Source organism: Terrihabitans rhizophilus (assembly GCF_033898525.1).
In the GTDB taxonomy this organism is placed as follows: Bacteria; Pseudomonadota; Alphaproteobacteria; order Rhizobiales; family Methylopilaceae; genus Flaviflagellibacter; species Flaviflagellibacter rhizophilus.
In genome coordinates this window covers 79,920-102,952 of sequence record NZ_JAXAFJ010000004.1, presented here as the reverse complement: position 1 = coordinate 102,952, position 23,033 = coordinate 79,920, and the positions used below count along the sequence as shown (strand labels likewise).

Genomic DNA, 23,033 nt, shown 5'->3' with positions numbered 1-23,033 from the left:
GATGGCCCGGGAGCCGCGTCAACAAAAGTTTAATGCGGCTTAGTGGCTCGTGGCGGTCGCGGGCTCGGTGCTGCCGGCCAGATCCTTGATCCAGGCCAGACGTTCCTCGGCACGCAGACGAGCATCCGCGTCGTGCGTGTGCGAGACGGCGTTCTGCGCAATCTGGATTTCCGCGTTCACGCGCGCGCTGTCCAGTTCTTCAGCAGGGATTGCCATGTCGGCAAGGATGGTCAGGCCGGCTGGATTCACCTCGGCAAATCCGCCGCGGATGTAAAGCCGCCGCACGGCACCTGAAGCCGGGGTGACGATCACGAAGCCCGGACGCAGAAGGGCGATCAGCGGCGCGTGACCTGCCAGCACCGTGAAATCGCCCTCAAGGCCCGGAGCGGTGACGCTCTCTACCTGCTCGGACACCAGGAGACGTTCCGGGGAGACAAGTTCGAAGGGGAGGCTGGCCATTATGTTGTCCTCAGAACCGGCGGCGATCGGCGACAGAGCCGAGGCCAAGCCCGATGATGCCGCCGATCAGGGCGATCGGACCGTCCCATCACTGGCCGGAGATTTGCTCCGAAACTGGATGCCGGTCCTTCGCCCGTGATCTGGTTACTCATTCCCGGATCGTTGATCCCTGCTGAACCTCCCATGGGAGGTGCCGCCGGGATCTCCGGATCAGGCTGCTTCGGCAGCCAGCTTCTGGGCCTTCTCGATGGCCTCCTCGATCGTGCCGACCATGTAGAAGGCCGATTCGGGGAGGTGATCGTACTTGCCCTCGACCAGGCCCTTGAAGCTCTTGATCGTGTCTTCCAGCGCGACGAGCTTGCCCGGCGAACCGGTGAAGATCTCCGCGACGTGGAACGGCTGGGACAGGAAGCGCTCGATCTTGCGGGCGCGCGCCACCGTCAGCTTGTCCTCTTCCGACAGCTCGTCCATGCCAAGGATGGCGATGATGTCCTGCAGCGACTTATAGCGCTGAAGCAGCTGCTGCACCTGGCGGGCCACCGAGTAATGCTCTTCGCCGACAACCGCCGGGGAGAGAATGCGCGAGGTGGAGTCGAGCGGGTCGACGGCGGGGTAGATGCCCTTTTCCGCAATGGAGCGCGACAGCACGGTCGTGGCATCGAGATGGGCAAAGGACGCGGCCGGGGCCGGGTCGGTCAGGTCGTCGGCCGGCACGTAGATGGCCTGCACGGACGTGATCGAGCCCTTGGTTGTGGTGGTGATGCGCTCCTGAAGCGCGCCCATGTCCGTTGCGAGCGTCGGCTGATAGCCCACGGCGGACGGGATGCGGCCCAGCAGGGCGGACACTTCCGAGCCGGCCTGCGTGAAGCGGAAGATGTTGTCGACGAAGAACAGCACGTCCTGGCCCTGGTCGCGGAAATGCTCGGCGACGGTCAGGCCAGTCAGCGCGACGCGGGCGCGGGCGCCCGGGGGCTCGTTCATCTGGCCGTAGACAAGGGCGCACTTGGAGCCGGCGGTCGAGCCGCCATTCTCGTGCGGGTCCTTGTTGACGTTGGATTCGATCATCTCGTGGTAGAGATCGTTGCCCTCGCGGGTACGCTCGCCAACGCCGGCGAACACCGAATAGCCGCCATGTGCCTTCGCGACGTTGTTGATCAGCTCCATGATCAGAACGGTCTTGCCGACGCCTGCGCCGCCGAACAGGCCGATCTTGCCGCCCTTGGAATAGGGAGCCAGCAGATCGACCACCTTGATGCCGGTGACGAGGATCTCCGACTCGGTCGCCTGCTCCGCGTAGGACGGCGCGGGCTGATGGATCGAGCGGGTGGTCTCGCCGACCACCGGTCCAAGCTCGTCGACCGGCTCGCCGATGACGTTCATGATACGGCCGAGGGTAGCCTCACCCACCGGGACCATGATCGGGCCGCCGGTGTTGCGCACCGGCTGGCCGCGGGTCAGGCCCTCGGTGGTGTCCATCGAGATGGTGCGGACGGTGTTCTCGCCGAGATGCTGGGCCACTTCCAGAACAAGGCGGTTGCCGTTGTTCATGGTCTCGAGCGCATTCAGGATTTCCGGCAGCTCACCGTCGAACTGGACGTCGACGACGGCGCCGATGACCTGGGCAATGCGCCCCGTGGTCGCGGTGGTGGTGGCCATAGTGATCTCCTTGAGAACCGGTTCCGTCAAACGACGGTCAGGGTCACCGGAACATTGTTCCGGATCGCCTTGGAATAGGGGCAAACCTGATGGGCTTCCTCGACCAGCGCCTCGACCGCAGCGCGGTCGGCACCGGGAATGGACACCTTCAGGTCGACGGCAAGCGAGAAGCCGCCATCGGTGTTGAGCGTGACCTCAGCGGTGACGCTGGCTTCCTTGGAATCCACGTTGTGCTTCTTGCCGAGGCCGAGCAGGGCCTGGCCGAAGCAGGACGAGTAGCCGAGAGCGAACAGCTGCTCGGGATTGTGGCCGTTGCCGTCGCCGCGAATTTCCTTCGGAGCCGCCATGGCGAGCGCGAGGCCGCCATCGGCAAGTATGGCGCGGCCATTGCGGCCGCCAGTGGTCGTCGCGGTGGTCTTGTAGGCCATGATCGACTCCTCTTATCCGTTATCAGAGCGCTTCGGCGCCGGAGATGATCTCGATCAGCTCCTTGGTGATCTGCGCCTGACGCGTCCGGTTGTAGTTCATCGTCAGCTTCTTGATCATGTCGCCCGCATTGCGGGTGGCATTGTCCATGGCGCTCATGCGCGCGCCCTGCTCGGACGCCGCGTTTTCCAGCAGCGCGCGGAAGATCTGGATGGCGATGTTGCGCGGCAGAAGATCCTGGAGGATCTCCGCCTCGCCGGGCTCGAATTCGTACAGGGCCGAGGCGCCGGTGTCGGCAACCTGCGGGATCACCGCCGGGATGATCTGCTGCGCGGTCGGGACCTGCTGGATCACCGAGCGGAAGCGGGAGAAGAACAGGGTCGCGACATCGAACTCGCCGGCTTCAAACCGGGAGATCACCTGCGTCGCAATGGCTTCGGCATTCACGAAGCCGAGCTGCTTGACATCGCGCAGGTCGACATTGCCCTCCAGCCGGTTCGCGAACTGGCGACGCAGCACGTCGGCGCCCTTGCGGCCCACCGGAAGAATGGTGACGTCCTTGCCTTCCGCGATGAGGCGGTTGGCATGGTCGCGCGCCAGTCGGGCAATGGAGGAGTTGAACGCGCCCGCAAGGCCGCGCTCCGCTGTCGCCACGATCAGCAGGTGGCGCTGCGTCGATCCCGTGCCGCTGAGCAGCAGGGGCGCATCGGGCTGGTTGGCCAGTCCGCTGGCGAGATTGGCAAGAACCCGCTCCATGCGCTCGGCATAGGGACGGGCGGCCTCTGCCGCCATCTGGGCGCGACGCAGCTTCGCCGCGGCGACCATCTGCATCGCCTTGGTGATCTTCTGCGTCGCCTTCACAGAGGCGATGCGATTGCGCAGATCTTTAAGAGAGGCCATGCCGTACCGCCTTCAGCGCCTGATCAGGCGAAGTTCTTCGCGAAGGCGTCGACTGCTGCCTTCAGCTTCTCGGTCGTGTCCTTCGACAGTTCCTTAGACGTGCGGATGGTGTCGAGCACCTCCGCCGCCTGCGTCCGCAGATAGGACAGCAGGCCCTGCTCGAACGGGCGAACCCGATCCAGCGGAAGGCTGTCGAGATAGCCGTTGGTGCCGGCATAGATCACCGCGACCTGCTCCTCGACCTTCAGCGGCGAGAACTGCGCCTGCTTCAGGAGCTCGGTGAGACGCGCGCCGCGGTTCAGGAGGCGCTGCGTCGAGGCGTCGAGATCCGAGCCGAACTGTGCGAAGGCCGCCATCTCGCGGTACTGCGCGAGCTCGCCCTTGATCTTGCCAGCCACCTGCTTCATCGCCTTGATCTGGGCGGAGGAGCCGACGCGCGACACCGAGAGGCCGACGTTCACCGCCGGGCGGATGCCCTGGTAGAACAGGTCCGTCTCAAGGAAGATCTGGCCGTCGGTGATCGAGATCACGTTGGTCGGGATGTAGGCCGACACGTCGTTCGCCTGCGTCTCGATGACCGGCAGAGCCGTCAGCGAGCCCGAGCCGTTCTCGTCGTTCAGCTTCGCCGAACGCTCCAGAAGGCGCGAGTGGAGGTAGAACACGTCGCCCGGATAGGCTTCGCGGCCCGGCGGGCGGCGCAGCAGCAGCGACATCTGGCGGTACGCCACGGCCTGCTTGGACAGGTCATCATAGGTGATGAGGGCGTGCAGGCCGTTGTCGCGGAAGAATTCGCCCATCGCGCAGCCGGCGAACGGCGCCAGGAACTGCATGGGGGCCGGATCGGACGCGGTGGCGGCCACGACGATGGAATATTCCATCGCGCCGTTCTCTTCGAGCGTCTTCACGAACTGCGCGACCGTCGAGCGCTTCTGGCCGATGGCAACGTAGACGCAGTACAGCTTGGCCTTCTCGTCCGTGCCCTGATTGATGGGCTTCTGGTTGAGAATGGTGTCCAGGATGACGGCGGTCTTGCCGGTCTGGCGGTCGCCGATGACGAGCTCGCGCTGTCCGCGGCCGACAGGGATCAGGGCGTCGATGGCCTTGAGGCCGGTCTGCATCGGCTCATGCACGGACTTGCGCGGGATGATGCCCGGCGCCTTGACGTCGACGCGGCGGCGCTCGGTGTACTCGATCGGGCCCTTGCCATCGATCGGGTTGCCGAGAGCGTCCACGACGCGGCCGAGCAGGCCACGGCCGACGGGAACATCCACGATGGCGCCGGTGCGCTTGACCGTGTCGCCTTCCTTGATGTCGCGGTCGGAGCCGAAGATCACGACGCCGACATTGTCGGTTTCGAGGTTCAGCGCCATGCCCCGGATGCCGCCCGGGAATTCGACCATCTCACCGGCCTGAACCTGGTCGAGGCCGTAGATGCGGGCGATGCCGTCACCGACCGACAGCACCTGTCCGACTTCGGAGACCTCGGCCTCCTGGCCGAAATTCTTGATCTGGTCCTTGAGGATCGCGGAGATCTCAGCGGCGCGGATGTCCATCAGCGCACCTCTTTCATGGCATGTTGGATGGCGGAAAGTTTAGTACGAACGGAGGCGTCCACCATGCGGCTGCCGAGCTGCACGATGATGCCACCGATGATCTTGGGATCGACCTTGACGTCGATCTTCACGTCCTTGGACGTGATTTCGCGGAGCGTGGACTTCACGTCCTGCATGCGTGCCTCGGACAGCGGCTCGGCCACCGTCACTTCAGCGGTCAACTCGCCGCGGGACTGGGCGACCAGGGCACGGAAGCCGATGATGATGCGCTTGATCGCGAACAGGCGGCGGTTCTTCGCCACGAGGCGGATGAAGTTAGCGGAGATGCCGGTGATCCCGGCCCGTTCCAGCACAGCCGTGACAGCCGCCAACTGGTCTTCGGAGGAGAAGACGGGGCTGTTGACGAGCCGGCGGAGATCCTCGCTCTCGTCCAGCAGGGCGCCGAAGCGGTCCAGGTCTCCGAGCACCGTGTCCACGGCGTTCGACTCGCTGGCGAGTTCGAAAAGGGCCGTCGCATAGCGTCCGGCCATTCCCGTCGGCGTCTGGTCGTCTGCTGCCACCGGTAGCGGTCTCTCGTCTGTCTTCTGTCAGATCCGGAGGCGGCAAGCGCCTGCAAATCTTCAGAAATCGGGTGATTGTTGCCGTGAAAGGCCGGCCCGTGAGAGTGACCCCCCCAAGCCGGGCGTTGACTAACACAGGTATATCAGCGGTGCAACGAGACAGCATGCGGCGGAATGAACACTTTTCTGTCCCAATTCACAGAAAGCTCACCGGGTCGACGTCGGTGTGTAGCCCGATGCTCGCTGGCGCACGCGGAGCCTCGGCCAGCCATGCGCGGATGAGGCCCGGCACGTCCACCGTACGGTCCGCGCGCAGGAGCAGCCGGAAACGATGCCGCCCTCGCAGAAGAGAGATAGGCGCCTCGGCAGGTCCGAGCAGCCGCGCCGGAGCGGACGCCGGGAAGCTTTGTGCCAAGGCCCGGGCATATGCTTCGGCGTCGTTGCGGACGGGCGCCGAGACCACGAGGCTTGCCAGCCGGCCGAAGGGGGGCAGCATCGCATCGGCACGGGCATCGATCTCGGCGGCGTAGAAGGCTGCGGCGTCATGATTCTTCAGCGCCTGCATAACGGGGTGGAGGGGGTCGGTGGTCTGCACGATGCCCCTTCCGGCGATCGCGCCGCGTCCGGCGCGTCCCGTCACCTGCTCCAGCAATTGGAAGGTGCGTTCGGCGGCGCGCGGATCCGAGGTGCCGAGCCCAAGATCGCCATCCACGACGCCAACAAGGGTCAGGTGCGGGAAGTTGTGCCCCTTGGTGACGAGCTGTGTGCCGATCACGAGGTCCACCGCGTGGTCCTCGACGGCTTTCAGTTCGGCCCGGATACTGTCGGCTCCGATCACGAGGTCGCTGGACAGCACGGCCAGCCGCGCCTCCGGGAACAAGGCTGCCGCCTCGTCGCGGATGCGTTCAACGCCCGGGCCGACGGCCGCCAGCTTGTCCGTAGTGCTGCATTTGGGGCAGGCGGGCGGCACGGGTTCGTGGTGGCCGCAATGGTGGCAGGCAAGCTGGCGGCGGAATCGGTGCTCCACCAGCCAGGCCGAGCAATTGGGGCAGGCGAAGCGGTGCCCGCAGGCCCGGCACAAAGTCAGCGGCGCGAAACCCCGGCGGTTAAGGAAGAGCAGCGCCTGCTCGCCGCGGGCGAGGGTGTCGCGAACCTGCTCTTCCAGGCGCGGTGCAATCCAGCGGCCGGGCGGCGGCGGATCGGCGCGCAGGTCCAGCAGTTCGATTTCGGGCATGGTGCGCCCACCGAAGCGCTCCGGCAGCAGGTGATGGCGATAACGCCCCGCATCGGCATTGACCCGGCTCTCCAGCGACGGCGTCGCCGATACGAGGACGACCGGCGCCTCGGCCAGCTTCCCGCGCACCACAGCCATGTCGCGGGCGTGGTAGACGGGCACATCCTCCTGCTTGAAGCCGGCGTCGTGCTCCTCGTCGACGACGATGATTCCGAGATCGCGGAAGGGCAGGAACAGCGCCGAACGCGCGCCGACGACGATTCGCGTCTCACCGCTGGCGGTGCCCGTCCAGATCCGCGCGCGACGTTTGGCCGATACGGTAGAATGCCATTCACCGGGAGCACCGCCGAAACGGCGGGTGACGCGGTCGAGCACCGCCTGTGTCAGCGCGATTTCCGGGAGGAGGATGAGAGCCTGCCGGCCCGTGCGCAGCGCCTCCGCCACAGCCTCCAGATACACCTCCGTCTTGCCGGAGCCGGTGACGCCCTCCACCAGATGCGTAGATCCAGTCCTGTCGCGCACAGCAGCCTGGAGCAGGGCTGCGATGTCCGCCTGCGCCTCGCTCAACTCCGGCCTGCCGAGGTCGGGTTGGAGGCCGCTGCCGATGGGCTCCGCGATCACCTCGACGATGCGCAGGGCGCCGTCGGCGACAAGGCCGTCGATCACGCCCGGAGACACAGCGGCGGCGCGTGCCAGGTCCGATTTGCTGCGCGGAACCCCGTCCGACGCGGTCGCCAGCACGCGTGTCCTTGCCGGCGTGGCACGGCCGGGTGCGCTGCCGGTGGCGATCACGGCAGACCTCGGTGTTTCGTCGCCCGGATTGCGCGCGCCCCTGACCGCGATGCGCAGCACCATGCCACGAGGCGCCAAAGTGTAGCGCGCAACCCAGTCCACGAAGGCGCGCAGTTCGTCGCCGAGAGGCGGCAGTTCCAGCTTTTGGCGGACGGCCTTCAGCTTCCCAGCCGGAACCTCGGGATCGCCGGGTCCCCACACAACACCCGCGACCGCCCGTGGGCCGAGGGGCACTTCGACGAAGGATCCCGGCGGGGCAATGATGTCTTCGGGCAGGCTGTAGGTGAAGCTGCGATCCAGGGCGACCGGCAACAGGACTTCAACGCTCTCAGCGGGCATGGGCAAATCCGGGGCGGCGGACAGCCGTAGAAAATCCGAGCCGACCGTCACAATCGCAATCCACATCCCCTATATATTCGGAGAACATCGGTTTCCCTCAGGAACAGCTGCGCCATCCAGCGGGACGACGCGGCACAACGCGCGAGATATCTATCCATGAAGTTCTTCGCTGACACCGCCGATATCGGCGAAATTCGCGAACTGGCCGAGGCCGGCCTGATCGACGGCGTGACCACGAATCCTTCGCTGGTGCTGAAGGCCAACCGTCCTTACAGCGAAATTCTCGAGGACATCTGCAAGGTAACGTCGGGCCCGGTTTCAGCCGAGGTCGCATCCATTGATGTCGACGGCATGCTGAAGGAAGGCCGTTATCTCGCGAAGATCGCCGAGAACATCGTCATCAAGGTGCCGCTGACGCTCGAAGGCCTCAAGGCTTGCCGCACTTTCCGCGAGGAAGGCACCATGGTCAACGTCACGCTGTGCTTCTCGGCGAACCAGGCGCTGATGGCCGCAAAGGCCGGCGCAACCTTCATCTCGCCCTTCGTGGGTCGGCTCGACGACATCAACCTCGACGGCATGGACCTGATCGAGGAGATCCGCCAGATCTATGACAACTATCCCGGCATCGAAACCGAGATCCTCGCGGCATCCATCCGCACGGCCAACCACGTCAAGCAGGCGGCCCTCATCGGCGCCGATGTCTGCACCTGCCCGGCCTCTGTCATCAAGGGCCTGATCAAGCATCCGCTGACCGACAAGGGTCTCGCGACCTTTGTCGAGGACTGGAAGAAGACCGGCCAGACCATCGCCTGATGCTTCGCCCCTCCTCCTTCGCCTCGGGGGAGGGGCTTTCCGGCCGCATGGCTTACGACGGCTTAACGCCTGCTGGTGCAGGATCAGGGGCATGACGGAGCCGCTCGACGCCATCATCCTGCCTGCCGCCGCCGATGTGCAGGCCGCCTATCGCGAATGGCTGTCCCATCTGGCGCATGAGCGACGCCTGTCTCCAAAGTCCGTCGAGGCCTATGGCCGCGATGTCCGTTTCTTTCTTCGCTTCATGATGGGGCATCTCGGCGCGCCACCGACTTTGGTGGATCTCGCCGGGCTCGGCCCGCGAGACGTCCGGGCATTCCTCGCGCGGCGACGCACCGAAGGGCTTTCGAGCCGTTCCCTGATGCGCGCTCTGGCTGCCGCCCGAAGCTTCTCCCGGTTCCTTGAGCGCAACGGCCACGGCGGCGCATCGGCATTGACGGCGATCCGCGGCCCGAAACTGCCGCGCAGCCTGCCCAAGCCTATTTCAGCCGCACTGGCCCGTCAGGTGGTGGATGTCGATTCGCGTGCCGGCGACGAGCGTCCCGACTGGGTCCTCGCACGCGACGCCGCCGTGCTGGCCCTGCTTTACGGCTGCGGGCTGCGCATAGCCGAGGCGCTCTCGCTGACCCGGGAAGAGGCTCCCATCGAAGGCCGCCGGGCGGTTACCGTGACGGGCAAGGGCGGCAAGGCCAGGACCGTTCCCGTCATCCCCGTTGTGGGGCAGGCCATCGAGGATTACCTCAAACTCTGCCCGTGGAGCCTGAAGCCCGGTGGTCCGCTCTTCGTGGGAACCCGGGGAGGGCCGCTGTCGCCGCGCATGATCCAGCGTGCCATGGAGCAGTTGCGGGGCGCGCTCGGCCTGTCGGATACAGCTACCCCACATGCCCTGCGTCACTCGTTTGCAACACACCTCTTGGCGCGTGGTGGAGATCTTCGATCGATCCAGGAACTTTTAGGCCACTCAAGCCTTTCTACGACACAGATCTACACGGAAGTTGATGCAGACCGCCTTCTAGCCGTTCACGCCGCAACCCATCCGCGAGCTTGAACTTGGAAAGTCGGTGCATCGAGGGGGCTCAATGTCACTGAAGCGCAGTCTTTATCTTTTCGCCGGCTACCTTGTGGCACTGACCCTGATGGCCCTGCCGTTCTCCCTCATCGAGGGCGGCTCCACCTCCAGCGGACTGGTCGCGCAAGCGCAGGCTCAGGACTAGTCTACCATTCGCCATCCGGCTGTCATGCGCAGCCGATAGATGGCGCCGACTGCTCAATCTCCAGGACTCGAGACCCTCGAGATTTCACTAAGCCCCGCCTCTGGCGGGGCTTTTTTTTACATGTGGATCGCGCGCTTCTCGACCGCGAGCGCGGCTTCCTTGACCGCTTCCGAGAGTGTGGGGTGGGCGTGGCAGGTGCGGGCAATGTCCTCCGACGACGCGCCGAACTCCATGGCCACCGCCGCTTCCGCGATCAGCGTGCCGGCGTCGGCACCAAGGATGTGGACGCCGAGAACCCGGTCCGTCTTCGCGTCGGCAAGCACCTTCACGAAGCCGTCGGTGGTGTTGTTGACCTTGGCGCGTCCATTGGCCGTGAACGGGAACTTGCCGACCACGTAATCCACGCCCGCGGCCTTCAGCTCTTCCTCGTTCTGCCCGACTGAGGCCAATTCGGGGGCGGTGTAGACCACGCTCGGGATGACGCCGTAGTTCACATGCCCGGCGCGGCCGGCAAGTATCTCGGCCACGGCCATGCCCTCGTCCTCTGCCTTGTGCGCGAGCATCGGGCCGGCGATCACGTCGCCGATGGCGTAGATGCCGTCCACATTGGTCTTATAGTGGCCGTCCGTGACGACCTGCCCGCGCGCGTTCACCTCGACGCCGACCTCCGAGAGGCCAAGGCCGGCGGTGTAGGGCACACGGCCGATGGCGACCAGCACCACATCGGCCTCCAGCACTTCGGCCTCGCCGCCCGCGGATGGCTCAACGGTGACCTTCAGTACAGGCCCGGACGTGTCCACCCCGGTGACCTTGGTGCCAAGCTTGAAGCTGAAGCCCTGCTTGCCCAGCACGCGCTGGAAGGCGTTGGAGGTTTCCCCGTCCAGCCCGGGCAGGATGCGATCGAGATATTCGACCACCAGCACCTCGGCACCCAGACGCTTCCAGACCGAGCCGAGCTCAAGCCCGATCACGCCGGCTCCGATGACCAGTAGGCGCTTCGGTACTTCGGGAAGTGTCAGCGCTCCCGTGGACGAGACCACGCGCTGCTCGTCGATCTCGACGCCGCGCAAGCGGGCAACGTCGGACCCGGTGGCGATCAGGATGTTCTTCGTCTCGAGCGTCTGCGGTTCGCCGCTTTCTGGCGTCACCAGCACCCTACCTGCCGAAGGTATCGAGGCCGTGCCGTGGAAGGCGTCCACCTTGTTCTTCTTCAGCAGAAACTCGACACCCTTCACATTGCCGTCGACGCCCTTGTCCTTGAAGGCGTGCATGGCTGCGAGGTCGAGCTCCGGCTGGCCGACCCTGATGCCCATGCCGGCGAAGCCGTGGCCGGCCTCCTCGAAAAGCTCGGAGGTGTGGAGGAGCGCCTTCGAAGGGATGCAGCCCACATTCAGGCAGGTGCCGCCATGCGTCGCCCGCTTCTCGACCACCGCGACCTTCAGGCCGAGCTGTGCCGCACGGATGGCCGCGACATAGCCGCCGGGGCCGGTGCCGATGACGATGAGATCGTAGGACATGCGCAGGTTACTCGCAGGGTGGTGGAGAGGTGTGCCGGCAACAGATGGGCACGTTCGATCCCCGAAGCTAGCCCGGCGGCTTCGGGGTTGTCACCAGCGTCCGGTGCAGGCGCTTGCGAAGCTGTGCGAATTAGCCTTTCGTCTACAGTGTCTTTCCCACGGGAGGGACACGGACTACGCCCAACGAAAACAAGAAATGTTGGAGGCAACGTCATGTGGAGTCAGGTCTACAACCCGTTCGGAAATATGGTCTGGTCGACGCTTGCGGCGGCCATTCCCGTTGTGATGCTGCTGGGGATGATCGCATCGGGCAAGGTGAAGGCGCACATCGCCGCCATCATCGCACTGATCGCCGCCATTCTCATTTCGATCCTTGTGTTCACCATGCCAACCGGCGTGGCCTTGCGCGCGGCGGCTCTTGGCGTCGTCACCGGCTTCTTCCCCATCGGCTGGATCGTTCTGAACGTCATCTTCCTGTACCGGCTCACCGTCGCGACGGGCCGCTTCAAGATCCTCGAACGCGCCATCGGCGGCGTGACGCCCGACCGGCGTCTCCAACTCCTGCTCATCGCGTTCTCGTTCGGCGCGTTCTTCGAAGGAGCATCGGGCTTCGGCACTCCCGTTGCGGTTACGGGCGCCATCCTCATCGGTCTCGGCTTCTCGCCTCTCGCGGCCTCGGGCCTTTCGCTCATCGCCAACACCGCGCCGGTCGCCTACGGCGCGCTCGGCACCCCCATCGCGGGTCTTGCCAGCGTCACGGGTCTCGATCCCTATCTTCTGGGCGCCATGGTCGGGAGGCAATTGCCGGTCTTCTCCATGATCGTGCCGTTCTGGGTGGTGTGGGCCTTCGCCGGCTGGCGCGGCATGGTGCAGGTGTGGCCGGCCATCCTCGTGTGCGCGGTCAGCTTCGCGGTGCCGCAATACCTGATCTCGAACTTCATCAATCCGTGGATCGTCGATATCGGCGCCTCGCTGATCTCGATGGCGGCCTTGATCAGCTTCATGCGGGTCTGGAAGCCGAAGGAGCTGTGGCTCTCGCCGAAGCTTCGGACGAGGGACGATTCGGCCGCAACGGTGCCGGTGTCCTCCGTGGAAGATGCACTCAAGCCAACGCGTGACGAGGTCTGGAGCGCGCTGACGCCGTGGATCATCGTCTGCGCCATCCTGCTGGTCTGGGGCTCGGGCTGGTTCAAGTCGCTGGTCAACCCGATCTTCACCTGGAGCTATCCCATTCCGGGCCTTCACAACGTGGTGGAGAAGGTGCCTCCGGTGGTGGCGGCGCCGGCCAAGGAAGCGGCCGTGTTCGCCTTCACCTACCTGTCCTACACAGGCACGGGCATGCTGTTCGCCGCTTTGATCTTCGGCCTCATCGTGGCCCGGTTCTCGCTCTGGCGCATGCTGAAGGAATACGGCAGCACCATCGTGCTGCTCCGGGCATCGCTCCTGACCATCGCGGCGATGCTCGCGATCGGCACGCTCACCCGCTATTCGGGCGTGGACGCCACTCTGGGCCTCGCCTTCGCGGGCACGGGGTTGCTCTATCCGTTCTTCGGCACCCTGCTGGGCTGGCTCGGCGTGGCACTGACAGGTTCTGACACGGCGTCGAACGTGCTGTTCGGCGGCCTGCAGAAGATCACCGCGGAGCAGTTGGGGCTTTCACCCATCCTGATGGGGGCGGCGAACTCGTCCGGCGGCGTCATGGGCAAGATGATCGACGCGCAGTCCATAGTCGTCGCCTCCACGGCCACGGGATGGTTCGGGCATGAGGGCACCATCCTGCGCTTCGTGTTCTGGCACTCCATCGTGCTGGCCTGCATGGTCGGCGGCTTCGTGATGCTGCAGGCCTATGTCTATCCCTTCACGCTGATGGTCATCCACTAGCGGCGGGTTTCAACAAAAAGGCCGCGGCTCTTAACGGAGCCGCGGCCTTTTTGCATCCGAAGAAGCAGTCAGACGAGGATGTCGACGACCATGATGAAGAGGCCGACCGCCGCCACGATCCAGGCCAGCGAGCGGATATAGGGCACGCCCATCAGGTAGAGCGGGATGTAGGCCAGCCGGCCTGCAAACCAGATCCACGCGCCCGCCGCGCCCCATCCGCCAGCCTGCCCGGTGACAACGAGCGCCAGCGCCAGCACGCCAAGCGCGGGCCATGTCTCCTTGTAATTATTGAGCGCCCGGTCGGCACGGCCCGCCATGACCCCCTTGGGCTCTAGCCCCTCGTCGCGTGGGCCGGCGTTCCAGCTCGTTCCGAGTTCCTGCGTCGCCAATATGCCCTGCAGCCCGATATGGACGAACAGCAGGATGACGGACAGGCAGAGGACGACGATCTCCTGCGGCATGGGCGAGCTTTCCTAGGGTGCGCGTTGCAGAGCCAGGCGAATGCCGAGCCCGATGAAGATGAGGCCCGTGATGCGGCTGAACCAGTGGCCAAATCGCACGAAGCCCAAACGTATGGCGGGCGTGGTGAAGAACACCGCGACCAGCGTGAACCAGAAAGCCGCGCAGGCTGCGAGGATCGCCCCATATCCTGCCTGCCACGCAAGAGGCGTCTGATGCGAGACGATGGCCGTGAACAGCGCGACGAAGAAAAGGGTCGCCTTGGGATTGAGCAGGTTGGTGAGGAAGCCGATCCCGAACGAGCGGTAGGCCGGCCGGAATTTGGCATCTGTTAGGCCCGGTTCGCTGAGGTCGGCATCGGCAATCGTAGCTGACCGCAGCGACTTCCACCCGATGAAGACCAGATAGGCCACGCCGGCCCATTTGATCAGGTTGAACAGAAGGATGGACTGAGAGACGAGCAGACCGATCCCCAGCACGGTGTAGCCCGTGTGGATCATCAGCGCCGTCGCCACGCCAAGAGCGGACAGCATGCCCGCCCGGCGGCCGAAGGCCACGCTCTCGCGCACGACGCAGAAGAAATCCGCGCCGGGCACGATGAGCGACACCGTGAACACCGTCCACAATGTCGCCAGTTCGGCCGCGTTCACCGAGGGGAGACCGACGGCGTCAAAGATCGAGGATCAGGCGTGCCGGATCTTCGAGGGCTTCCTTGACGCGGACGAGGAAGGTAACCGCGCCCTGGCCGTCCACGATGCGGTGGTCGTAGGAAAGGGCGAGATACATCATCGGCCGGATGACGACCTGTCCGTTCTTTGCGATGGGGCGCTGCTCGATGCGGTGCATGCCGAGAATGCCGGACTGGGGGGCGTTCAGGATCGGCGTCGACATCAGCGAACCGTAGACGCCGCCATTGGTGATGGTGAACGTGCCGCCCTGCATATCCTCGATGCCGAGCTGGCCGTCGCGCGCTTTCTTGCCGAGGCCGCCGATGGCTTTCTCGACCGCGGCGATCGTCATCGTCTCGGCATTGCGGACGATGGGAACCACGAGGCCACGGTCGGTGCCGACGGCCACGCCGATATTGTAGTAGTTCTTGTAGACCACCTCATCGCCGTCGATCTCGGCATTGACGGCGGGGATCTCCTTCAGCGCCTGTACGCAGGCCTTCACGAAGAAGCCCATGAAGCCCAGCTTCACGCCGTGCTTCTTCTCGAAGGTGTCCTTGTACTGCGCGCGCAGGTCCATCACCGCGCCCATGTCCACATCGTTGAACGTGGTCAGCATTGCGGCGGTGTTCTGCGCGTCCTTGAGGCGCCGGGCGATGGTCTGGCGCAGGCGCGTCATCTTCACGCGCTCTTCCAGTTGCGCCTGCTCCGGTGCGGATGGAGCGCGTGTCTGCTGCGCGGGCTTGGCCGTGGGCACCTGAAGCGCCTCCAGCATGTCGCCCTTAGTCACGCGGCCGTCGCGGCCGGTGCCGGGAACGTTCGAGGGATCGATCCCGCTCTCGGCGGAAATTCGCCGCACGGAAGGTGCAAGGCCGGCATCGGCAGGGGCGGCCTTTGGGGTCTGTGCTTCCGCCTTCTCGACGGGGCGCTCCTTCGGTTCCTCGTCGGCGGCGTTGATGGGCTGCGCCGTCGAGGTCTTCTGCGAGGGCTGCGAGGTGCCGGTCGCTTCCGACTTCACAGGAGCGGCAGCGGCAGCAGGTTTTGCAGCCGCGCCATTGCCCTCGCCGATGGCGCCGAGCAGGGCACCGACCTCGACCGTCTCGCCTTCCTTGACCGTGATCTCGGAGAGCACGCCCGCAGCCGGGGCAGGCACCTCGACGGTGACCTTGTCCGTCTCCAGCTCCACCAGCGGCTCGTCGGCACGCACGCTGTCGCCGGCCTTCTTGAACCACTTGCCGATCGTGGCTTCAGTAACGGACTCGCCTAGCGTCGGAACGCGGATCTCGGTTGCCATTTCCTACCTCAATTGCGCGCCGCTCTCCGGCGCTGTCCTGTTTCAGGCGAAGGCTTCGTCCATCATGGCCTTGAGCTGGGCCAGATGTTTGGGCATCTGGCCCACGGCCGTGGAGGCTGCCGGCGGGCGGCCGACATAGCGCGCGCGGCGTTCACCCGGCGCCTTGCCAGACGCCCAGCTGATGTACTGATCCACGAACGACCAGGCGCCCATATTCCGCGGCTCTTCTTGGCACCAGACGATCTCCGCATTGCGGAAATGCGACAGCTCCTGAGCCAGCGAGCGCGCTGGGAAGGGGTACAGCTGCTCGATGCGCAGGATGTACACGTCGTCGATGCCGCGGCGCTCCCGTTCCTCGAACAGGTCGTAATAGACCTTGCCGGAGCACAGGATGATGCGGCGGATCTTGTCCTCGGAGACCAGGCCCGAGCCACCCATGCGCTGGTCGAGGTCGTCGTGCAGCCAGCGGTGGAAGAAAGTGCCGGGACCGAACTTGTCGATCGGCGAAACAGCCCGCTTGTGCCGCAGCAGGCTCTTCGGCGTCATGACGACCAGCGGCTTGCGGAAGTCGCGGTTCAGCTGCCGGCGCAGGACGTGGAAGTAGTTCGAGGGCGTCGTGATGTTGCAGACCTGGATGTTGTCCTCGGCGCACATCTGCAGATAGCGCTCCAGTCGTGCCGAGGAATGCTCCGGCCCCTGGCCCTCATAGCCATGCGGCAACAGCATCACGAGGCCGGACATGCGCAGCCACTTCTTCTCGCCGGCGGTGATGAACTGGTCGATCACCACCTGCGCGCCGTTCGCGAAGTCGCCGAACTGCGCTTCCCAGAGCGTCAGGGCGTCCGGCTCCGCCAGCGAGTAGCCGTACTCGAAGCCGAGCACCGCCTCTTCCGAGAGCATGGAGTTGATGACCTCGTAGCGCGCCTGACCCTCGCCCAGATGGTTGAAGGGCTTGTAGCGGCCATCGGTTTCCTGGTCGGTCAGCACCGAATGGCGCTGCGAGAAGGTGCCGCGTTCGACATCCTGGCCAGACAGGCGAACCGGGTGGCCTTCCTTGAGCAGCGAGCAGAACGCCAAAGCCTCGCCGGTCGCCCAGTCGATCCCCTGGCCGGTCTCGATCGCTGTGCGGCGCGCCTCAATGAAGCGACCGATGGTGCGGTGGAGGTTGAAGCCCTCCGGCACCTGCGTGATGCGCTCGCCAATTTCCTTGAGGACGTCCAGCTCGATGCCGGTCTTGCCACGGCGCGGGTCGTCGATGTCCTTGCCGGCCGGCTTTAGCCCCGCCCAGCGGCCGTCCAGCCAGTCCGCCTTGTTCGGCAGATAGCCCGTGCCGGCCTCGAACTCGGTGTCGAGGCGGGCGCGCCATTCCGCCTTCATGGCGTCGATCTCGTCCTGCGTGACGACGCCTTCCTCGATCAGCTTCTTGGAGTAAAGCTCCAGCGTGCTCGGATGCTGCCGGATGATCTTGTACATCTGCGGCTGCGTGAAGGACGGCTCGTCGCCCTCGTTGTGGCCGAAGCGGCGGTAGCAGAACATGTCCACCACGACCGGCTTCTTGAATTTCTGCCGGAACTCGACCGCGATCTTGGCAGCGTAGGTGACAGCTTCCGGGTCGTCGCCGTTCACGTGCAGGACCGGCGCCTCCACCATCTTCGCCACGTCGGACGGGTAGGGCGAGGAGCGCGAATAACGCGGGCTGGTCGTGAAGCCGATCTGGTTGTTGATGATGAAATGGACGGAGCCGCCCGTGCGATGACCACTCAGGCCCGAAAGCCCGAAGCACTCTGCGATCACGCCCTGGCCGGCAAAGGATGCATCGCCGTGCAGCAGCAGCGGCAGCACGCGCGTGCGCTCCGCATCGTTTAGCTGGTCCTGCTTGGCGCGGACCTTTCCGAGCACAACTGGATCGACGATCTCGAGATGCGAGGGATTGGCGGTCAGCGAGAGATGCACGCTGTTGCCGTCGAACTCGCGGTCGGACGAAGCGCCGAGATGGTACTTCACGTCACCGGAGCCCTCGACATCCTCGGGCGCGGCGGAACCGCCCTTGAACTCGTGGAACAGCGCGCGGTGCGGCTTGCCCATCACCTGCGTCAGCACGTTGAGCCGGCCGCGATGAGCCATGCCGAGCACGATCTCGCTGACGCCGAGATTCCCGCCGCGCTTGATGATCTGCTCGAGGGCCGGGATCAGGCTTTCGCCGCCGTCGAGGCCGAAGCGCTTTGTGCCGGTGTATTTGACGTCGAGGAACTTCTCGAAGCCCTCGGCCTCCACAAGCTTGTTCAGGATGGCGCGCTTGCCTTCCCGCGTGAACTCGATCGACTTGTCCGGACCCTCGATGCGCTCCTGGATCCAGGCCTTCTCGGCCGGCTCCGAGATGTGCATGAACTCGACGCCGAGCGTGGAGCAATAGGTGCGGCGCAGCACGGCGAGGATCTCGCGCATGGTCGCGAATTCCATGCCGAGCACGTGGTCGAGGAATATCTTGCGGTCGAGATCCTCGTCGCCGAAGCCGTAGGTCGCGGGGTCGAGCTCTTCGAGGGAGCCGGTCGCGCGCATGTTCAGCGGGTCGAGATCGGCCGCCAGGTGGCCGCGCATGCGATAGGCACGGATGATCATCAGGGCGCGCACGCTGTCCCGCGTGGCACGGGTTGCGATCTCCGGGGTGATCTCGTGACCGGCTGCGGCGGACTTGGCCTTCAGCTGCGTCTGGATTGCCTTTTCGGCAACGGGCCAATTGCCGTCCAGCGCGGAGACCAGCTCGCCGTTCATCGGCTTTGGCCAGTTCTCCTGTGTCCAGGATGCGCCTTTGGCGTTCTTTTCGACCGAGGCCGCGCTGTCGCCAAGCCCCCTGAAGAACTCCCGCCACTCGGCGGCGACGAGCTCAGGATCCCGCTGGAAGTCCGCGTAGAGATCGTCGAGGTAGGATGCATTTCCGCCGTAGAGGAAGGCGGTGTTCAGGAAGGCTTGGTTCGCCGCTTGGCGTGACATGTCGTGTTCCGGCGCGTTCGACGGCAGGCCGGCCCCATGCCGAACCGCCGACGTGATAAAAAAGGCGCCCCGCCGGAGTGATCCGGCCCCGGCGCCTAAGGTCATTCAGGACGCGCCGGAGTTCAACACCCCCACGCGTCCTTTTCCGGAATTATCGTGTCTGTTTGCGGCAGACTTACGTCAGGCGCCCAGATGCGGTGCGATTTGCTGGCAGGATTCGACCAGGCCGCGCACGGATTGGATGCTCTTCTCGAACATGCCGCGCTCCGAGGAGTTCAGCTCCACCTCGACGATGCGCTCCACGCCGGCCGCGCCGATCACCGCGGGCACGCCGACATAGAGCCCGTCCACGCCATACTGGCCCGTGAGGAAGGCCGCGCAGGGCAGGACCCGCTTCTTGTCGCGCAGATAGCTCTCCGCCATCGCAATGGCCGAAGATGCCGGGGCGTAGAAGGCCGAGCCGGTCTTGAGCAGGCCCACGATCTCGCCGCCGCCCTTGCGGGTGCGGTCCACGATGGCATCCACCTTTGCCTGCGTGGTCCAGCCCATGCGCACGAGGTCGGGCAGGGGAATGCCCGCCATGGACGAGTACCGCACCAGCGGGACCATGTCGTCGCCATGCCCGCCGAGCACGAAGGCCGACACGTCTTTCACCGAAACGCCGAGCTCTTCGGCCAGAAAATACCGGAACCGGGCCGAATCCAGCACGCCGGCCATGCCGACCACCTTCTCCGGCGGCAGGCCCGCGGCCTTCTGGAGCACCCAGACCATGGCGTCGAGCGGATTGGTGATGCAGATCACAAAGGCATCGGGCGCATATTTGCGGATGCCGGCGCCGACCTGCTCCATGACCTTGAGGTTGGTGCCCACAAGATCGTCGCGACTCATGCCCGGCTTGCGCGGCACGCCGGCGGTGACGATGACCACATCCGCGCCTTCGATGTCGGCGTAGGAGTTGGTGCCCCGCATCTTCGCGTCGAAGCCTTCAATGGGAGACGCCTCGACGAGGTCGAGCGCCTTGCCCTGCGGCGTGCCTTCCACGATGTCGAACAGCACGATGTCGCCGAGTTCCTTGAGGCCGGTGAGCAGGGCGAGCGTGCCGCCGATCTGTCCGGCGCCCAGCAGTGCGATCTTGTTGCGGGCCATCTTGTTGTCCTTCAGCATGGGCAAAAGTTGGAAAAGGGGTTCTGACCTAGCGCGGATGGTCGCACCCGTTCAAGAAGCCTGCGTGTCCGCGCGCTCCGCGTCGGGCCATGAAGCCGAGGTCATCTCGACAAGGCGCGATGCCGTGCGCTGGAACACCCAGGCCTGCCGACCCCCGTTCAGGAGGTCCGCAGGTTGCGCTTCGGCTGACGCGATCAGCCGCACGCGATTGTCGTAAATCTCGTCCACCAGCAGCACGAAGCGGCGGATCACGTCCTCTCCTATGCCCTCCAGCCGAGGTATGCCGTCAATGACGAGCACCGGAAATCGCCGGGCGATGGCCCCGAAATCAGCGGGCCCGCGAGCCGTTCGGCAAAGTTCATCGAAGGTGATACGGGCGACGCGCTTGCCGGATTTCGGCACCACGACGTCCCGACCTTGAACCCGCAGCGTTTCGGGTGTGCTGCCGCCACCATGCGCGGCAAAGGCGCGGTCCAGCGCAGCCGCCGATGCTCCGTTCAGCGGAACGTGCCAGACGCGTGCGGCCGCTTCCTCCTTCTCGCGACGGTAATCGGTGCGAGCGTCCAGCTCCATCACGTCCAGGCGGCTGTTGAGGAGATGGACGAAGGGTAGGAACCGGTCCCGGTTGAGCCCTCCGGCATAAAGACCGTCGGGTGGCGCGTTGGACGTGGTGACCAGCACCAGACCGCGTTCGAACAGGCGGCCGAACAGGCGAGACAGCATCATGGCGTCCGCGATGTCCGTGACCTGCATCTCGTCAAGGCACAGCAGCCGTGTTTCGGCCGCGAAATCGTCGGCCACGGACCGGATGGGATCGTCGGCACCGACTCCTGCGGCCCGGCGCTGATGCACGCGGGCGTGCATGTCGACCATGAAGGCATGGAAATGGACGCGCTGCTTTTGCAGCCCGGGAACGGCGTCGAAGAACAGGTCCATGATCATGGACTTGCCCCGCCCGACGCCCCCCCAGATGTAGACGCCTCCCGGCTCGGCGCGCTGCTGGCCGAACAGGCGGCCGAGCAATCCTCCCCCGGAAATGGGCCTGGCCAGATCGACAGCCAAGGTGTCGAGGCGCTGCACGATCCGCATTTGCGCGGGATCGCTCTCGATATCGCCGGACGTGACGCGCTCGCAATAGGCGGCTGAGACGCTGCTCATGCGCTGCATCTTAGAGCGCGGAGGGCAAAAGTCTTCCCCACAAAGGAAGTGCAACAAAATTGTAACGGTGGGGAACCAGTTGGCGACATACGCGTTTTGCCCGCTTGACGAAAATTCAGGCGAGCTCATCCTGTGTGCAGTGCGGGGGTGAGAGATCGTGCGACAGAGATGGATCTTTGCAGCGCTTGCGCTGATCTGCGGGTTTGCGTTCGGTGGAGGAGAGGCCGGCGCCGTCACCATCGGCGGTGATGCCCGCCTGACGCTTCCGGAATTCGCCGCGAAAACCGGCCAGCCGCTGTCGACCTTCGAAAAGCGCTACGCCGCGACAGGCATGATGATCTGCGCAGGCGTGTACTCCACGGCGCAACTCACCATCCGCAACGATCTGGTGACGACTGCCGCCCACGCCTTCTACGATCCGGAAGGCAATCCGCGCGGTAACCTGTCCTCGTGCGTCTTCGCCATCGATGTCGAAGGCGTCGTCCACCACCTGCCGCTGATCGCAACCTCGCTGCGGGTGGGATCTCGCAATCCCTATGCCGTTGCACCGGCCTATGACTGGGCGGTGGTGCAGCTCGCAGCGCCAGTGCCGGAAGCACGGCCTTACATGCTGGGGAAGAACGTCGCCGCAGGCTCGGAGATCGTCCTTCTTGCGCACAGGCATCGCGGCTGGGTCCATGACGGCAGCAAGGCTATCGAGGGTTGCCGGGTGCGCGCCGAGCGGACTGCGGCAAGCGGCGATCCCCGCGAGATCGGCATCGACTGCAGCGCCGGTGAGGGAGCGTCGGGAAGCGCGATCATGACACCGGGAGACGGGGGCTCCATCGTCGGCATTTATGTCGGCTGGCGCAGCACCCACCCGGAGACGGCTGGACCCTATTCGTCGACGCACATGAACTTCGGCATCGCGATCGAAGGCGAGTTCCGGAACGCCGTGATCGCCGCGAGCTCGCTGCCGGATCCCGCTCAGCCGATTGCGGCGGCGGCCACCCAGGGCGCGTCCACGACGCGCTGATCGATCAGCGCAGGGGAAGGCTGGTGCCGCTGGCCAATGCCGCGAGGCCGGCCACGGGCAGGCGGTCGGCCGTGATGTTCAGGAGAGCGTTCGTTCGCTCCACGGCCGTTTCGTCCACCTTGCCGCCGGTCGCGCAGTTCAGCGAGAAGGCCGCGGACTCCGGGTCCCTGTGCCGAACCGCGATACGGTACGATGTAAGGCACGCCAGCGGCGACATTTGCGGACCGTGGGCAATGGCGGCATGTGCGCTGCCGATGCGGCTGCCGGAATCCGTGTCCGCGCTGCCGGAAGAACGGCCCGCGATGGCTTCCACGGCCTTTGCCTTCTCCGATCCGCCCAGGGTGAGCACAACCTCGGTGTCCGTCGCATCCAGCGTGACGCCCACGAGTTCGTTGGCGGTCAGCATGGTCGCCTGGTCCGGACGATGACCGACCGCGAGGCGGAGCACCGCCGCAGCCGTTTCGAGATCGCCTTCCTGAAGGCTGGTCTTGTAGTCCGTCAGGAGTTCAACGGGCGTTTTAGTCGCGGCGCTGTCGACGAGGCCGGGAGCCAGTTGCTCGCTGTCGATCATGTCTCGCGGAGAGAGCGCCACCACCGCTGCGCGGCCGGTCTTCACGGCAGCAGACTTGGTGGACTTCTTCGAGGCGGCCTTCTTAGTCGCCTTCTTCGTGGTCGCCTTGCGCTTTGCCACCGATGACTTGGACTTCGGCTTCTTCGAAGCGGCGGCGGCTTCTGCCTGTTCGAGCGAGAGCCCGTTGATCGTTACTGGAGCGGCAGCAAAGCTGATCCCCAATCCAAGGCATGCGAGCAGCATGACATTGCGTCGGCGCATATCCGGTTCCCGAGGCTGACCATGGTGAAGGTGCCGGCCCGCGCGACGGACCGCCTTTCCCCAGGTTATGGCGGTGAAATCCGGCCAAACGACGGCAACCGCTGCGGG

The 23,033-nt window shown here is 65.2% G+C and carries 20 protein-coding genes; 5 read left to right on the top strand and 15 right to left on the bottom strand.

Annotated features, from left to right (window positions below; translation table 11 throughout):
• Positions 1-39: 39 nt before the first annotated feature.
• From SCD90_RS08585 to SCD90_RS08555, 7 genes are all read right to left on the bottom strand, one after another.
• Positions 40-459: a F0F1 ATP synthase subunit epsilon gene (locus tag SCD90_RS08585; protein ID WP_319844247.1), complete on the bottom strand. Its 420-nt coding sequence runs from the start codon at positions 457-459 to the stop codon at positions 40-42.
• 210 nt (positions 460-669) lie between these two features.
• Complete coding sequence (atpD, locus tag SCD90_RS08580; RefSeq protein ID WP_319844246.1) at positions 670-2,115, bottom strand: F0F1 ATP synthase subunit beta; 1,446 nt, start codon at positions 2,113-2,115, stop codon at positions 670-672.
• A gap of 26 nt (positions 2,116-2,141) precedes the next feature.
• Entirely contained in the window at positions 2,142-2,543 is a 402-nt protein-coding gene (locus SCD90_RS08575; RefSeq protein WP_319844245.1) for an organic hydroperoxide resistance protein, read from the bottom strand.
• 22 nt (positions 2,544-2,565) lie between these two features.
• Positions 2,566-3,441 (bottom strand): F0F1 ATP synthase subunit gamma, encoded by an 876-nt coding sequence (locus SCD90_RS08570; RefSeq protein WP_319844244.1) that lies wholly within the window; start codon positions 3,439-3,441, stop codon positions 2,566-2,568.
• Between the two features lie 23 nt (positions 3,442-3,464).
• Positions 3,465-4,994, bottom strand: coding sequence for a F0F1 ATP synthase subunit alpha (gene atpA, locus SCD90_RS08565; protein ID WP_319844243.1), 1,530 nt, complete (start codon positions 4,992-4,994; stop codon positions 3,465-3,467).
• Complete coding sequence (locus SCD90_RS08560) at positions 4,994-5,554, bottom strand: F0F1 ATP synthase subunit delta (RefSeq protein WP_319844242.1); 561 nt, start codon at positions 5,552-5,554, stop codon at positions 4,994-4,996. The genes atpA and SCD90_RS08560 overlap by 1 nt, the downstream gene beginning before the upstream one ends.
• Positions 5,555-5,750: 196 nt before the next feature.
• The gene (locus tag SCD90_RS08555; RefSeq protein WP_319844241.1) at positions 5,751-7,919 is read right to left on the bottom strand and encodes a primosomal protein N'; all 2,169 of its coding nucleotides are present in this window, start codon (positions 7,917-7,919) and stop codon (positions 5,751-5,753) included.
• A 156-nt stretch (positions 7,920-8,075) separates the two neighbouring features.
• On the opposite strand from SCD90_RS08555, the gene fsa reads away from it, so the two are divergent.
• The 3 genes from fsa (at position 8,076) to SCD90_RS08540 (ending at position 9,946) form a co-directional block, all read left to right on the top strand.
• Positions 8,076-8,732, top strand: coding sequence for a fructose-6-phosphate aldolase (gene fsa, locus SCD90_RS08550; RefSeq protein ID WP_319844240.1), 657 nt, complete (start codon positions 8,076-8,078; stop codon positions 8,730-8,732).
• Between the two features lie 91 nt (positions 8,733-8,823).
• The gene (locus SCD90_RS08545) at positions 8,824-9,780 is read left to right on the top strand and encodes a tyrosine recombinase XerC (RefSeq protein ID WP_319844239.1); all 957 of its coding nucleotides are present in this window, start codon (positions 8,824-8,826) and stop codon (positions 9,778-9,780) included.
• 31 nt (positions 9,781-9,811) lie between these two features.
• Positions 9,812-9,946: a hypothetical protein gene (locus tag SCD90_RS08540; RefSeq protein WP_319844238.1), complete on the top strand. Its 135-nt coding sequence runs from the start codon at positions 9,812-9,814 to the stop codon at positions 9,944-9,946.
• 116 nt (positions 9,947-10,062) lie between these two features.
• On the opposite strand, the gene lpdA is transcribed toward SCD90_RS08540, so the two are convergent.
• Positions 10,063-11,463, bottom strand: a complete 1,401-nt coding sequence (lpdA, locus tag SCD90_RS08535; RefSeq protein ID WP_319844237.1) for a dihydrolipoyl dehydrogenase — start codon at positions 11,461-11,463, stop codon at positions 10,063-10,065.
• 213 nt (positions 11,464-11,676) lie between these two features.
• Between lpdA and SCD90_RS08530 the strand changes: the two genes are divergently transcribed.
• Positions 11,677-13,344, top strand: coding sequence for an L-lactate permease (locus SCD90_RS08530; RefSeq protein WP_319844236.1), 1,668 nt, complete (start codon positions 11,677-11,679; stop codon positions 13,342-13,344).
• Between the two features lie 68 nt (positions 13,345-13,412).
• Here the strand turns inward: SCD90_RS08530 and SCD90_RS08525 are convergent, their stop codons facing one another.
• The 6 genes from SCD90_RS08525 to zapE form a co-directional block, all read right to left on the bottom strand.
• Entirely contained in the window at positions 13,413-13,805 is a 393-nt protein-coding gene (locus SCD90_RS08525) for an MAPEG family protein (RefSeq protein WP_319844235.1), read from the bottom strand.
• 12 nt (positions 13,806-13,817) lie between these two features.
• A complete protein-coding gene (locus tag SCD90_RS08520; protein WP_319844234.1) occupies positions 13,818-14,453 on the bottom strand; it encodes a LysE family transporter in 636 nt (211 codons plus the stop codon).
• Positions 14,454-14,472: 19 nt separating this feature from the next.
• Complete coding sequence (odhB, locus tag SCD90_RS08515; RefSeq protein ID WP_319844233.1) at positions 14,473-15,765, bottom strand: 2-oxoglutarate dehydrogenase complex dihydrolipoyllysine-residue succinyltransferase; 1,293 nt, start codon at positions 15,763-15,765, stop codon at positions 14,473-14,475.
• A gap of 42 nt (positions 15,766-15,807) precedes the next feature.
• Positions 15,808-18,756 (bottom strand): 2-oxoglutarate dehydrogenase E1 component, encoded by a 2,949-nt coding sequence (locus SCD90_RS08510; protein ID WP_319844232.1) that lies wholly within the window; start codon positions 18,754-18,756, stop codon positions 15,808-15,810.
• Between the two features lie 180 nt (positions 18,757-18,936).
• Positions 18,937-19,902 carry a malate dehydrogenase gene (mdh, locus tag SCD90_RS08505; RefSeq protein ID WP_319844231.1) on the bottom strand — a complete coding sequence of 322 codons (966 nt, stop codon included), beginning with the start codon at positions 19,900-19,902 and terminating at the stop codon, positions 18,937-18,939.
• A 69-nt stretch (positions 19,903-19,971) separates the two neighbouring features.
• Complete coding sequence (zapE, locus tag SCD90_RS08500; RefSeq protein WP_319844230.1) at positions 19,972-21,078, bottom strand: cell division protein ZapE; 1,107 nt, start codon at positions 21,076-21,078, stop codon at positions 19,972-19,974.
• A gap of 157 nt (positions 21,079-21,235) precedes the next feature.
• Here zapE and SCD90_RS08495 point away from each other — a divergent pair, with 157 nt between their 5' ends.
• The gene (locus SCD90_RS08495; RefSeq protein WP_319844229.1) at positions 21,236-22,093 is read left to right on the top strand and encodes a trypsin-like peptidase domain-containing protein; all 858 of its coding nucleotides are present in this window, start codon (positions 21,236-21,238) and stop codon (positions 22,091-22,093) included.
• Between the two features lie 4 nt (positions 22,094-22,097).
• On the opposite strand, the gene SCD90_RS08490 is transcribed toward SCD90_RS08495, so the two are convergent.
• On the bottom strand, positions 22,098-22,925 hold the full coding sequence (locus SCD90_RS08490; protein ID WP_319844228.1) for a hypothetical protein: 828 nt from the start codon (positions 22,923-22,925) through the stop codon (positions 22,098-22,100).
• Positions 22,926-23,033 lie beyond the last annotated feature (108 nt).